The sequence below is a fragment of the Halobellus rarus genome (assembly GCF_024494595.1).
GTDB classification, from domain to species: Archaea; Halobacteriota; Halobacteria; order Halobacteriales; family Haloferacaceae; genus Haloquadratum; species Haloquadratum rarum.
The window spans coordinates 201,396-214,244 of the sequence record NZ_JANHDI010000006.1; the positions used below are offsets into that span (position 1 = coordinate 201,396).

A 12,849-nucleotide genomic window follows, 5' to 3' on the forward strand; every position below is an offset into this window, starting at 1 on the left:
TGAGACGATCGGCGGAACCCGTTCTCGGGGAAGCGGCCATCGACGCCGACACCGGCGGTCGCCCGGGTCGGGTGTCGATCTGTCCGCTGCGGCTCCGCACAGTAAGTGGCGTGTTAACCGGTTCGAGACCCGTTATTGTGGCCTGATAGTGGCAAATGACGGCTACACACTCTCGCGATCCGATGGGTTTTGTCACCGTTCCGAGGGGCTACATCGGTCCCTAGGGGTGGACACTCAAGCAGTGTATAACAAAACCTACATAGAGCGGTTGTACGGACACGCCCCGCCGTGCGGCCGGTGACCACACCGAGCACGCCGGGTAGCAACGGAAGATCCTATATGATCCTATTCAGCACACAGACCGACCGCTTGTACCGCCCTCTGCTTAGTGGCCGAGCGTTGCGGCCGCTTTCGACCCTTCGAGAGGGTACGAACTGACGATGTACGACGGACAGACGATCGGCGTCGTCGTCCCGGCGCACAACGAGGCGGACCTCGTCGGCGACGTGATCGAGACGATGCCCGCCTACGTCGATCGGATCTACGCCATCGACGATGCATCGACCGACAGTACCTGGGACGAAATGCGGGAGTCCGCCCGGCGTGTCAACGGTGGGACCTGGGAGGAGGACGTCTTCAACGTGGACAGCGATCACTCGTCGCGCGTCGTCACGGTCCAGCACGAGCGTAACCGGGGAGCGGGCGCCGCTGTGAAGACTGGATACGCGTGCGCGCTCGAGGACGGGATCGACGTGGTCGCAGTGATGGACGGCGACGGACAGATGGACCCGGCGCAGCTCGATCGGATACTAGAACCCGTCACCAGCGGCGAGGTAACCTACTCGAAAGGGAATCGGCTCGCCTCCCGGGAGGATTATGAATCGATGTCGAACTGGCGGCTGTTCGGAAACGTCTCGCTCACGCTGTTGACGCGGGTCGCCAGCGGCTACTGGGAGCTCTCCGACCCGCAGAACGGGTTCACGGCGATCTCGAACGAAGGGCTTCGGTCTATCGGGTTCGAGCGCCTCTACGACGAGTACGGCTTCTTGAATCACGTCCTCTTCGCGCTCAACATCAACCGAGAGCCGATCGCCGACGTCTCACACCCGGCCGTCTACGCGGACGAGATGAGCGGCATCAACTACTGGACGTTCATCCCCAGCGTCTCTCTACTCCTGGGCCGGAACTTCCTCGAACGGCTCGTTCGTTCGTACGTCGTCCGCCGGTTCCACCCGCTCGTCGTCTGTTACGTGATCGGAACCCTCGCGACGGTTACCGGAGTCGCTGGCGGAGTGTACGCGCTCTCTTCACCGGTCGTGAACACGTTCCTCGGCGGAATGGTGTCAGTCACCGCCGGAACGCTCGGCACGCTGCTGCTCGTGCTGGGACTGTGGTTCGACGTCTCCGAGAACGAGGGACTCGTCCGAAAGGTCGAACACTCGAGACGGAGGGTCCCGGATACGGAGGCCGACGAGGTTCCGGAGGTGCCGTCCGGGTTCGAGGTGTACCAGGACGGCGGGACGACTGCCACGTCGGCGGAGGGTGATCCAGAATGACCGACGTCGCGTTCGTCCTGGGGACGAGACCCGAGATCATCAAGCTCGCGCCGGTCGTCCAGGCCTGTCAGCGCTTCGAGGTCGACTACACGATCATCCACACCGGACAGCATTACTCCGACAGTCTCGATTCGGTCTTCTTCGACCAACTCGAACTGCCGGAGCCCGACTACAACCTCGGTGTCGGATCCTCGTCTCACGGCGAACAGACCGGTGAGATGCTGATCGGCATCGAGCGGGCGCTCACCGAGACTGCACCCGACGTCGTCTTGGTACAGGGCGACACCAACAGCGTGCTCGCCGGCGCGATCGCCGCGAGCAAGATGGACGCGGAGCTTGGCCACGTCGAGGCCGGCCTGCGGAGTTTCGATCGATCGATGCCTGAGGAGACCAACAGAGTGGTCTCAGACCACGTGTCTGAGTACCTCTTCGCGCCGACCGAACAGAGCAAAACGTACCTCCTCGACGAGGGGCTCTCCGAGCACCGGATCACAGTCACGGGAAACACGGTGGTCGACGCGCTCTTGCGGAACCGAGAGATCGCACGACAGAAGAGCAACGTTATCGCGGATCTCGGCCTCGAAGGCACCGAATTCTTCGTGATGACGGCACACCGACAGGAGAACGTCGACGACGAAGCACGGTTCAGGGAGCTTCTCGCAGGCGTCGAACGGGCGGCGGAGGCACACGACGCCGAGGTGATCTATCCGGTACACCCCCGCGCCCGTGACCGTCTCGAGGCCTTCGGCCTCGACGTCCCCGATCGGATTCGGACGATCGAGCCACTGGAGTACCTCGATTTCCTGCGGCTCTCGTCGATGGCGGACCTGATCCTGACCGATTCCGGCGGCGTCCAAGAGGAGGCGTGCATCCTCGGCGTCCCGTGCGTGACGATGCGGGACAACACCGAACGACCGGAGACTATCGACGTCGGCGCGAACCGACTCAGTTCGTGCGATCCCGGACAGATCGTCGCGAGCGCGACGGAGATGCTGCTGAAAGGCAACGACTGGGAGAACCCCTTCGGTGACGGCGACGCCGCCGAACGGATCCTTCGGGCGCTACCGCTCGAAATCAAGTCCCGGGAGGTCGCACAGTGAGTTCGGTCTGCGTCCACGGACTGGGCTATATCGGGTTGCCGACGGCTGCGATGCTGGCCACACACGACCACGACGTGTACGGATACGATACGGACGGGGTCCTCACGGCCGCACTTCGAGAAGGCGACGTCAAACTCGACGAACCGGGATTAGAAGCGCTCGTCGTTCGAGCGCTCGAGTCGGGGCGATTGCGGGCCGTCGACGACGTCGCGGCCGCGGAGTATCACGTGATTTGCGTCCCGACGCCGTTCGACGAGGAACGGCGCGAGGCCGATCTGGATTACGTCGCCGACGCCGCGCAGGCGGTCGGGTCCGTCCTTCGCGAGGGCGACACTGTGATCCTCGAATCGACCGTTCCGCCCGAGACGACCGAGGAACACCTTCGTCCGCTCCTCGAGGAGTCCGGGTTGGTCGCCGGTCGCGACTTCGGACTCGCATACTGTCCCGAGACCGTCCTCCCGGGGAACATCATCGCCGAACTCCGTGAGAACGACCGGATCATCGGCGGCGTCGACGACCGGTCCGCGACCGCGGCGGTCCGGCTCTACGAGTCGTTCGTGGAGGGCGAGATACGGACGGCAGCGGACCCGACGACCGCGGAGTTCGTGAAGCTGATCCAGAACACCGCTCGCGACGTCGAGATCGCGCTGGCGAACGAGATCGCTCGGATCGCACACGACTACGGGATCGATTCGCGGGAGGCGATCGCGATGGCCAACGCGCACCCGCGGGTCGAGATCCTCCAGCCGGGGCCAGGCGTGGGCGGCCACTGCCTCCCGATCGACCCGTGGTTCCTCGGCGTCGGCTCCGACTCGCTCGATCTCGTCCCGACCGCACGGGCGGTGAACGACGGAATGATCGGATTCGTCGTCGAACTCCTCGAGGAACTGCTCTCCGACCTCGACGGGAAGCGCATCGCCGTGTTCGGCGTCGCCTACAAGGGGAACGTCGACGACACAAGGATGAGCCCGGGCCTCGAGCTGGTCCGGGAGTTACAGCACGAACAGAAGCCGTCGACGCCCGCGACCGACGGCGGTGCCCCCGATACGCCGGGGGTCGCGATCCACGATCCCCACGTCGTGGATTCGACGTTGCGACTCCTGGATGCCGAAGACGCCGTGGCGGGCGCTCACGCCGTCGTGATCACAGCCGACCACGACGAGTTCACCGAACTCGATCCCGGTCGGTTGCGAGGGCTGATGGCGGAGCCGAACGTCGTCGATACGAAAGGGATGCTCGATGTCGATCGGTGGCGAAACGCGGGATTCGACGTGCGGCGAGTGTGATGCCTTCCCCCCGTCGACTCTTCCCCTCCCGACGTTCTATCGACGCAATTCCACCGACGCGCGCGTTCCCTCCCTCTTCCTGGTCGCGAGTTAGTTCGGAGCAGTCGCCCGGACGGTCTCTTCGCCGGTCACCGTGACGAAACACCCGGCCATCCGAAAGGAGACGGACAGGTCGATCGATTCCGACTCGCACGCCTGATCGACGAGCCGTGCCAGAGACTCGACGTCGATCACGTCGTAGAGACGGTCCTCGATCTGTTCGGGCTCGACGCCGCGTTCGTCGGCGACCGTCGAAACGATGTGCCAGCAGAGGTCGTCGGCCAAGTCCGGTGTCATGATGCTCCATCTATACACTACGGATACGGGGGCATCGACCTTGTTTCGATGCGTATCGTATGTCAACTGTTCGGGTACTACGTGTGTAGTATGGGTGCCGGAAACGTCTCACAGTGGGACGGTCGCCCCGGCACCAATGCCAGGTCCCATCGTCGATCGTGGGTTCCCGACCACCTCCCACACTCGACGTGAGAACCATTCGACGTTAGTACCGAAACTGGCGTGCCGCAGGAACCGGCAGCTCGCACGTTCGAACGTGCCCCGACGAAGAGTCTCGGTAGCCCCGGGTGCCGAAATCCCGAACGGACTCGTCCGGGCGTCTCACTCGACGCCCGCAGGGGAGTCGAACAGCGCGGCAAAGAGTTTCCGTTCGGCCGTCCGCAGGTGCCGGTTGAACGTCGGCTGCGTGATCCCCATTGCCGCCGCCACGTCCTCGCCGGTACTCGTGCGTGGCCACTCGAAGTACCCGCCGAGATAGGCCGTTCGGGCCGCCTCCCGCTGCCGGTCGGTGAGCGCTTCGGTAACCATCGAACCGGAGACGTCGTCGCCGGCGGCTTCGCGGTCACCGCGCGCCAGGAGTTCGACCGACTCGTACCGGTCGGCCAGGCTCTCGATGACGGTTCGCACGTCGACGGCGGGTGACAGCGTGATCGTCGCGTCGAACCCGTCGGAGTCCGCGATCAGGCGGTCGACGCTGCCCCCGTGCGCGGTCACCCTGTCGATGACGGTCGTCGCCGCGATCGACACCTCGATCCGACTGTCCGAGTCGCCGTCGAGCGATCGAACCGACTCGACTGCGTGGACGGTCTCCGAAAGCGCCGTCGGGTCAGCCTCGGTGGTGAAGTACACCAGCGCTCGATCGTCAGTCTGTCTCACCGTTCCGTCGACGTGGAGGGGTTCGCCGACCGTGGACGCGATCCGCGAGAGGATCGCATTCGACCCGTCGATCCGTACCCGGAGTTCGACGACGGACTCGCTCTGTAGCGACCGCCTGGTCTCGACGCTGCTGATCGCGTCGGCGACGGTGTCACCGAGTTCTGCGAGCAACTCGCGGAGTTCTCCCTCGAACGCCCCCCGTTCGTCGGCGTACACCGAGAGGACGCCGTACTTCAGATCGTCGTGCGAGAGCGGGACACTGAGGACCGAACCGAACCCGCGAGCCAGTGCTCGCTCGCGCCACGGGGACGCGCGGAGGCCGTCGGAAACGTCCGGAACGTAGATCGGGGACCCGGAACCGAGCGCTCTGTGGCTCGGTTCTCCGTCGGATTGGCCGGCGGGGACGTTTCCGGAACCCTCCGCGGCCGGTAGTCCGTCGAGGTAGCCCTCGCCGTCTCCCGCCGAAGCGACCGGTCGCAGGGCTCCGCCCGTTCGATACGTCTCTCCGATCCAGGCGAACGCGACGGACTCGGCCTCGAGGAGCGGATCGCAGACCGCGGTCGCGATCCCTTCGAGCGTATCGGCCTCGACGAGCGCCCCGTTGATGCGGCGGAGGAGGTCGTGGTACCCGTGGAGCCGTTGTAGCTGCCGGGTCCGTTCGCTGAGCGTCTCGCGGTGCTGGGACAGTTCCGCCTCTCGGTCCACCCGATCGAGCGCCGCGACCGCGTTCGCCGCCAGTAACTCCGCGGACTCCGCGACGTTGCCGGCGACCTCCTCGTCGGGTAACTCGATTCGTAGCAGTCCGTACTCGCCGAGCGTCGCATAGAGCGTTCGTGTTCCGGTCGACTCCGTCCCGTCGGAGCGTTCGACCACGTGTCCGGTCGGGGTCGTCCCCGCTTCGGGATCTTCGGGTTCTTCGAGTGACGACGGCGAACTGATACGGTGAAAGGTCGGGGACTGATCGGCCGGCCCGCCCGTCGCTGAGTCGGCCGGTTCACCCGTCTGATCGGGGGGTTCAGTCAGACCGTCCCCGGTCGAAAACGCCTTCCAGACCGCACTCCCGGGCGGGCACACCTCGGGATCCGTTATCGACGCTGCGACGGGTTCGAGCACCGACGCCGAGCGGTCGAGCGAGTAGGCGACGACCGTCGCGCTGGGCCACACCGACGTGGCGACGTCGACGGTCGTCTGATAGACCGCCCGTTCGTCCTCCGTGCCCAACAGCAGACGTGCGGATCTGTTGAGTTCTCTGAGCGCGTGTTCGTTCTGCTTGCGGTCGGTCACGTCCCTGATTACACCGACGCGCTGTTGGCGTCCAGTCGCGAACTCGACCGACGAGAAGTGCGTCTCGATCGGAAGCGAGTCCCCGTCCGCAGTCCGGATCGAGGACTCGATCATCCCGACGTCGGAGTCGTCACCACGGAGTTGCTCGATGATCTCGCCGGCCATCGAGAGCGTCTCCTCGCCGGCCAGCATCGACGCGTGTGACCCGACGAGCTCGTCGCGATCGTACCCCGTCATCGACGTGACCGCCTCGTTGACGGACGTGATGACGAACGCCTCGTCGAGCGTGTACACGCCGTCTTCGAGCGTTTCGAGGACACGATTCGACCGCTGGAGCCGCCGACGCATCGCGACGCGGTCGCTGGCGTCTCGAACGAGAAGAGCCACGCCTCCACTCGTCGGAACAGCCCGAACCTCGACTGTCGCTCCCTCGGGAAGCATCGTTTCGCTCTCGACGATACGTCCCCTTCGGGCGACTTCCTCGACGGTCTCGGCCAGTTCGGGTCCGACGATCGGATCGACCGCTTTCAGGTCAGTTCCGACGGGGTCACCGTCGATATCGAGCAGGCGGACGCCGGACTCGTTTGCTGCAGTGACCGTCGAGGACTCGTCGATCAACAGAAATCCCGTGACCGCTCGGTCGAGAAACGACCCCACACTCATCGAACGCCCCGTCCCGTCGTCATCGCCACTCATTGCGGATCTCCGGTCCGTTGTCGTGACACGTCGTTCAGTACCGGCCGATATTTATAAATTTTCCGTCATATTCACGCCTCATTATACGTTTTGGTGACAGATACTGGGGAAACGGGACCGTGGAGACCAATTCGGATCGACCCCATAACTCAGCGACTCGGATGTTCCGATAATGATACAAAAGTTACCAGAAAACCAATGACAGTCACGAATTCGTACTTTTTTGCCTATGATTAAAGTATGAACAAAAGGCTTAACTGGGTTATTGTGATACTAACTCGGTATGGCACACGAGGCTCGCGGCCAGGTCGCTGCAATCCGTGGCGGAGCGGACGTGAACCGGGGAGAGTACATGCGCACGGTCCAGAACGTCGAACTCCCATCGAGCGTTCGTGAGTTCGCGAACCGGTACGACCGGATCATCGGCGATCGGGACCGCTTCCTCTGGAAATGGATCCATAACCTCTTCGAGGAGTTCACGCTCTCATCGGTCCAAAGCGATCTTCTGACGGACGTCTACGAGCATAAGACGCTGTTAACGATCTTCGTGACGGTCTTGGACGACCTCGCGGAACGAGGCGGTGACCGGGCTACCTTCGAGATCGGACGTCGCGTTCCCTTCGGCGTCGAGGAGGCGTCCGCCGGGATGGACCGTTCCGGCGTCGATCTATCGGTTCTGGAATTGCTCGCCGACCTCTGGGGCGAGATCGACCGTGGTCTCCGGGAGGCACCACGACACACGGCCTTCTCGGACGTGTTCGAGTACGACCTCCGACAGACGTTCGACGCGATGGCGTACTCGGGGCTGCTGAACGACAACCCGATGATCGCGAACCGGACCGAAGCGGAGCGACACGACGCCTACAATATGGCGATGTTTCCGTACGCGGGAATCGATCTGATGCACTCGCCGTCGTTCGACCCGGGCGAGTACGGTGCGCTCCGGAGTCTTATCTGCGATCTGCAGCAGATGGCGCGAATCGGCAACTGGATCACGACCTGGGAACGCGAACTCGCGGAGGGGGACCTCAGTTCGGGTGTGGTCGTCTGTGCGCTCCGGCGGGGCGTGATCACTCCGGAGGAAGTATCCGGGGCGGACGAGTCGACGGTCGGCGGGCTGGTCGACCGAATCAAATCACGCGGCATCGAGTCGGAGTTCGTTCGTGAATGGGAGATCCGCAACAAGACGGTTCGCAAACGGACCTCCGAGGTCGAGAGTATCGACGCCGACGCGTTCGTCGACGGGATCCAGGCGGTGATGAATCACCACCTGGCGAGTGAAGGGTACAAATGACGGCGGACTCCAAGGCGGCCGAGTCCACCCCTTCCGCGCCGAGACGGAGTAGATCAGATTCGGGAGTTTCCTCGCCGCGAATGGCCACCCCCGGATCTCGACGTCAGTGAACCGCTCCCGGACTCACCGTTACCGGGTAGGGCGAGCACCGGTACACAGGTACAACAGTCCTTCTCAAAGGTACGACGACCCCGCTACCGGTAACCGAGCGACGCCAGTCGGTCCTCGACGTCCGGAGAGACCTCCCTGTCGGAATCGCGGTCGTCCCGAGTATCTACCTCCCGATCATCGCTCGCGATCACGGTCTCCATCACGAACTCAACGTACTGTTCGACACTCTCGAACTCGGTTCCCTCGATGCGCACTTCGCACTGTTCGACGATCTCCCCTCGGAGTCGGATCTCGGTGTCTTCTGCAGTCATCGTTGTGATTTACGTTTGGTAATAACCGCACGCGACTGGTCGGTATCACAGTCGTGTCGGTTTGCGGTGAGGATCGCATCCACCAGGAACTTCGGCGCCCAGTTGGGGTACCGAAGTCGCATATACGGCCCCCATACCGGTTTTGAGCCGGCGAGCCCGCCCCGGATCGGCGCAGCCCCGTCGAGGGGCTGGGCGAGTTTCAGCTCCTGGATCGCCTGGCGCGCCGCGTCCGCGTAGTCGGCCTCACCGGTCAGCTCGGCCAGTCGTATCCAGATGATTGCCGTCTGTGCGACCCCGGTGAGACAGCTGAAGTCAACTCCGTTCCACCCGTCGTCGTAGGCACCCGCCAGTGCTCCGTTGCGTCGTTGATCTGCTATGAGCCGGTCCGCAGCCCGCTGTCCCGCTTCGACAATGGCCCGATTCCCCAGATAGTGACCGCCCTCGACGAGTCCACGGATGGTGTAGGCGATCGTGTGCAGGAACGCGTCGTCGTCCGGAGTGAAGGCCCAGTGTCTGAACGTGTCGTTCTCCTGCTGGATCCGCTGGACCCACTCGAGATTACGGACCGCCGCATCCCGGACTCTGTCCTCGCCGGTCACATCGTAGGCGACGAGGAGTGCCCATCCGACTCTGGCCGTGTACGCGTGGACCATACTCTCGTACGTGTGAGAGGACCAGTACCCTTCCGGTTCCTGAACGTCGGCCAGCCACCCGCTGGCGTCACGGAGCGCGGTCGCGAACGCGTTGTCACCGGTTTCGGCGTGCGCTCTCGCCAGTCCGAACAGGATCTGGCCGGTGTTGAAAACGCTCGGCTCGGGAGTCCCACCGACGGTACCGCCCGGGAACGCGCCACTGTCTAACTGGACGTCGAGGAGCCACCGCGCCATCCGTTCGGCACGGTGTCGTGCCTCGGAATCGTCGGCGTGGGTCGCGTAGTCGTACAGCGTCGGGACGATGTAGCCGGTCGTTTCGGGGTATGCGCGTTCCCACCCGAGAACGAGGTTGTACGTCGCCGAACAGCCGTCTGACTCCGCCACGTCCTGTGACCGAAAGAGCCACTCGATGGCCGATCGCAGGTGAACGTCGTCCGCACGCGGCGTCGTCTCCGTGTGCGTCAGGTCGCGACGAAGTGCCTCGGCCAGCACCCTGGCTCTCATACGACCGATCCCTCCGGTATCCTCGCCTCGAGGGTGGCTTCGGTTTGGGACTCGTCGCTCGATTCTCTCGCGATCGCGTCCCAGGTACATCCGACAGGCCCGAATCGCCGTTTCACGCGCATTATATCGCTCCCTCCCGGTGGAGCATCGCCACCCTATCGCGGATCCGGTACTTCTCTGCGACGGTTCGCTGGCACTGTCTGGTCTCCACACGGTGATTTTCGATCTTCGACTGTAACTCGTCTGTGATCGTCGACCGCTGGGCCACACGGTTCCGCTGTTCTTTCGGGTCCCGTTCCAGGTTATACAGTTCCTGCTCGTCCGTCCCCTCCCTATCGACGAGTTTCCAAGGCCAATCGAGGCAGGCGGTCAGCATCTCGCCGTTCCCTGCGTCCCTGGTCGCCGGGCTGAATCCGTATATGACGTTCGTGAACGTGGGATCGCCCTCCGCTTCAAATAGGGACGTCCCCTCGAAGTCGTCCGGGATTGCGTCCTCGCGTTCCGGGGCGGCATAGTTGAGCAGCGTCGGAGGCAGATCGAGGAGCGAAACCGGTTCGGTCATCGTCGTCGATGGGACACCGGGCCCCCGCAGCAGGAGTGGGACCCGAACCACTTCGTCGTACAGTGACCGCGGTGCGTGACTGAAGTTCCCGTGGTCGGCCAGTTCGGTTCCGTGGTCGCCCGCGACGACGACGACTGTCTCTGAGAGGCCGAGTGTGTCGTCGACGACCGTCAACAGATCCTCGATAGCGTCGTCGGTCCGGCGCAGTTCGGCGTCGTAGAGTGCGTTGATGGCCTCGAGGTCGCTGTCGGGGATCGACTGTTCGGCCGCCCCCCCGTGCCGCCCTGCGACTGTATGCCAGAGTCGGCCAATGTCGAGACGAGACAGGGGCTCGTCGTGAAACCGCTCCAGCAGCGCTGCGGGTGGAACCCACGGGTAGTGGGGATCCATATAATGGATCCACAGGAACGTCGGTCGGTCGGTGTCGACCTCGTCAATGAGCCACTCGGTCGCGGCCGCGGTCACCCGCTCCGCCGGTTCGAGCGGCACCTGCCCGGTGAGTGCACACCCCGTCCGGGCAACGCGTCCGGCCCAGTCCCTGACGAGATCGTGATCGGGGACAAACCGCTGCAGTTCCCGGAGTCGTTCAGCGATACCGTACCCATCCTGGTCGTCGGTCAGGAAATCGCGAAACGTCTCGAAACCCCGGTCGTACCCGTCCGCGTCCGTGAGCCAAGGGTTGCCCGAATTGAATCCAGCAGTCCGGTAGCCCAGCTTCTGGAACGCTTCCGCCAGTGCGGGCACCTCTCTCGGCAGGCCGAGGTCCGACGTGTGACTGAGCGGATAGACTCCTCCTAGCAGCGACTTGAACGAAAAGTAGGTCGGGATTCCACTGGCCATCGCCCGCGTCCAGACGGTCCCGTCGGCAGCGAGCCCGTCCAGTGTTGGGGTTGTCGGCTTATCGTACCCCAGATAGCCCATCCGGTCGGCCCGGATCGAGTCGACAGTGATGTAGAGAACGTGTTGTCGCATGAGTGAGTTTTACAGGGACTGTAGTAGTCCGTACAGTGCCTTCGTGAGGGACTCGGGTAGTTAATACGCATATAACGGCCAGGGGCTGGCCGAGGAACAATGACGGCGTAGCGAACGAGCGTAACGTAGCAGGTACTGCACCGAGACGTGCCTCGTCGATGTCAGGTATCGACGATTACGTCCTCATCTTCCTGATCGGCTTCGGTACCGTGTTTCGCTGCCAATCGTTCGCTCGCCTCTTCACGGTCCTCTGGATAGCCCACGTCGATGCGCCAACCCTCCAGACGGAGAGCGTCGATCGTCCGACCGGACTGAATAAGGAGATCGATCGCGTCCGGAAGTTCGTACTCGCCGCGATCGGACGGCTGGACGAGGTGGCAGGCGTGGAAGATTGCTGGCGTGAACGTGTAGAACCCTGTCATTACCAGGTTCGATGGCGGGTCGTCGGGCTTCTCGACGACTTCGATGATTTCACCGTACTCGTTGGTGTCGAGGACGCCGTAGCGACTCGCATTCTCGTACGGAACCTCCTCGACGAGGAACGCGGCGTCGGCCCGCTCCTCCCGCTGGCGGTTCACGACGTCTTCGAGGTTTCCTCGGAAGATGTTGTCTCCCAACATCAGCATAAAGTCGTCGTCGACGTGGGGCTCCGCCTGGAGGATTGCGTGGGCGAGGCCCAGTTGCTCACGCTGGTGTGCGTACGTTATCGGAACGCCCTCGTAGGCGTCTCCGTAGCGGTCGATGATCTGTTCTTTCTTGTAGCCGACCACGACGACGAACTCCGTCGCCCCGCACTCGAGGAGGTTGTCGAAGACGTCCTCAACGAGGGGCTTCCCGTCGACTTCGACGAGGACCTTCGGTTTGTCGTCGGTCAGGGGGCGAAGTCGCGTCCCCTTTCCAGCCGCGAGTACCACTGCTTGCATACGGGGACTGTCGACGCTGCGGCGTAAGTTTATAGACGTCGTAATCAAGGGTATCGCTGAGTCCATCGATCACCGATGAACCGGTCGTAGCGGTTGCAACGGATCCGTCATTCGATCGCACGCTGCGCACGAGGTTACGTAAAGAATTGAAATCGATAGTGCCCATCTTGCCCCGGGTAACGATCGAGCGGCCGGACTTCTCGTATCGCACCGACGTCCCCTCCGTTATCACGGTGTTAACGAGGCGATAATAGGGAAATAATTAGCTGACGGAAGCGTGATGCCCGATTCGTGTTCCGAACGATGTTCACGTCTACTCTGGTAAACAGAGCTGAAATTCATTGAAGCGTGAATATGTAAACAACAAAACACTTATCCCGGTTAA

At 63.1% G+C, this 12,849-nt stretch carries 10 protein-coding genes; 4 read left to right on the forward strand and 6 right to left on the reverse strand.

Translation table 11 applies throughout. The annotated features are described in order from the left end of the window. The first annotated feature begins 440 nt into the window (after positions 1–440). From NO876_RS07900 to NO876_RS07910, 3 genes are read left to right on the forward strand one after another with little or no spacing between them, the layout of a single operon-like run. Entirely contained in the window at positions 441–1,556 is a 1,116-nt protein-coding gene (locus tag NO876_RS07900) for a glycosyltransferase family 2 protein (protein WP_256421145.1), read from the forward strand. After that, a complete protein-coding gene (gene wecB, locus NO876_RS07905) occupies positions 1,553–2,656 on the forward strand; it encodes a non-hydrolyzing UDP-N-acetylglucosamine 2-epimerase (protein WP_256421146.1) in 1,104 nt (367 codons plus the stop codon). Before NO876_RS07900 ends, wecB begins: the two co-directional genes overlap by 4 nt. Further along, entirely contained in the window at positions 2,653–3,942 is a 1,290-nt protein-coding gene (locus tag NO876_RS07910; RefSeq protein ID WP_256421147.1) for a nucleotide sugar dehydrogenase, read from the forward strand. The genes wecB and NO876_RS07910 overlap by 4 nt, the downstream gene beginning before the upstream one ends. Before the next feature lie 90 nt (positions 3,943–4,032). On the opposite strand, the gene NO876_RS07915 is transcribed toward NO876_RS07910, so the two are convergent. Together NO876_RS07915 and NO876_RS07920 are read right to left on the reverse strand one after the other, a co-directional pair. Next, positions 4,033–4,278 (reverse strand): HalOD1 output domain-containing protein, encoded by a 246-nt coding sequence (locus NO876_RS07915; RefSeq protein WP_256421148.1) that lies wholly within the window; start codon positions 4,276–4,278, stop codon positions 4,033–4,035. A 321-nt stretch (positions 4,279–4,599) separates the two neighbouring features. Next, positions 4,600–7,134, reverse strand: coding sequence for a bacterio-opsin activator domain-containing protein (locus NO876_RS07920; protein ID WP_256421149.1), 2,535 nt, complete (start codon positions 7,132–7,134; stop codon positions 4,600–4,602). 283 nt (positions 7,135–7,417) lie between these two features. Here NO876_RS07920 and NO876_RS07925 point away from each other — a divergent pair, with 283 nt between their 5' ends. Further along, positions 7,418–8,428, forward strand: a complete 1,011-nt coding sequence (locus NO876_RS07925) for a hypothetical protein (protein WP_256421150.1) — start codon at positions 7,418–7,420, stop codon at positions 8,426–8,428. A gap of 194 nt (positions 8,429–8,622) precedes the next feature. Here the strand turns inward: NO876_RS07925 and NO876_RS07930 are convergent, their stop codons facing one another. The 4 genes from NO876_RS07930 to aglF form a co-directional block, all read right to left on the reverse strand. Further along, entirely contained in the window at positions 8,623–8,850 is a 228-nt protein-coding gene (locus NO876_RS07930) for a hypothetical protein (RefSeq protein ID WP_256421151.1), read from the reverse strand. After that, complete coding sequence (locus NO876_RS07935) at positions 8,847–10,007, reverse strand: prenyltransferase/squalene oxidase repeat-containing protein (RefSeq protein ID WP_256421152.1); 1,161 nt, start codon at positions 10,005–10,007, stop codon at positions 8,847–8,849. Before NO876_RS07935 ends, NO876_RS07930 begins: the two co-directional genes overlap by 4 nt. A 121-nt stretch (positions 10,008–10,128) precedes the next feature. Continuing rightward, positions 10,129–11,541 (reverse strand): sulfatase, encoded by a 1,413-nt coding sequence (locus NO876_RS07940; RefSeq protein WP_256421153.1) that lies wholly within the window; start codon positions 11,539–11,541, stop codon positions 10,129–10,131. Between the two features lie 161 nt (positions 11,542–11,702). Next, positions 11,703–12,464 (reverse strand): UTP--glucose-1-phosphate uridylyltransferase AglF, encoded by a 762-nt coding sequence (gene aglF / locus NO876_RS07945; protein ID WP_256421154.1) that lies wholly within the window; start codon positions 12,462–12,464, stop codon positions 11,703–11,705. Positions 12,465–12,849 lie beyond the last annotated feature (385 nt).

Excerpts from the sequence above, each read along its gene's own strand:
- NO876_RS07900 (WP_256421145.1), top strand. The coding sequence starts at position 441 with ATGTACGACGGACAGACGATCGGCGTCGTCGTCCCGGCGCACAACGAG.
- wecB (WP_256421146.1), top strand. The coding sequence starts at position 1,553 with ATGACCGACGTCGCGTTCGTCCTGGGGACGAGACCCGAGATCATCAAG.
- NO876_RS07915 (WP_256421148.1), bottom strand. The coding sequence starts at position 4,278 with ATGACACCGGACTTGGCCGACGACCTCTGCTGGCACATCGTTTCGACG.
- NO876_RS07920 (WP_256421149.1), bottom strand. The coding sequence starts at position 7,134 with ATGAGTGGCGATGACGACGGGACGGGGCGTTCGATGAGTGTGGGGTCG.
- NO876_RS07925 (WP_256421150.1), top strand. The coding sequence starts at position 7,418 with ATGGCACACGAGGCTCGCGGCCAGGTCGCTGCAATCCGTGGCGGAGCG.
- NO876_RS07930 (WP_256421151.1), bottom strand. The coding sequence starts at position 8,850 with ATGACTGCAGAAGACACCGAGATCCGACTCCGAGGGGAGATCGTCGAA.
- NO876_RS07935 (WP_256421152.1), bottom strand. The coding sequence starts at position 10,007 with ATGAGAGCCAGGGTGCTGGCCGAGGCACTTCGTCGCGACCTGACGCAC.
- NO876_RS07940 (WP_256421153.1), bottom strand. The coding sequence starts at position 11,541 with ATGCGACAACACGTTCTCTACATCACTGTCGACTCGATCCGGGCCGAC.
- aglF (WP_256421154.1), bottom strand. The coding sequence starts at position 12,464 with ATGCAAGCAGTGGTACTCGCGGCTGGAAAGGGGACGCGACTTCGCCCC.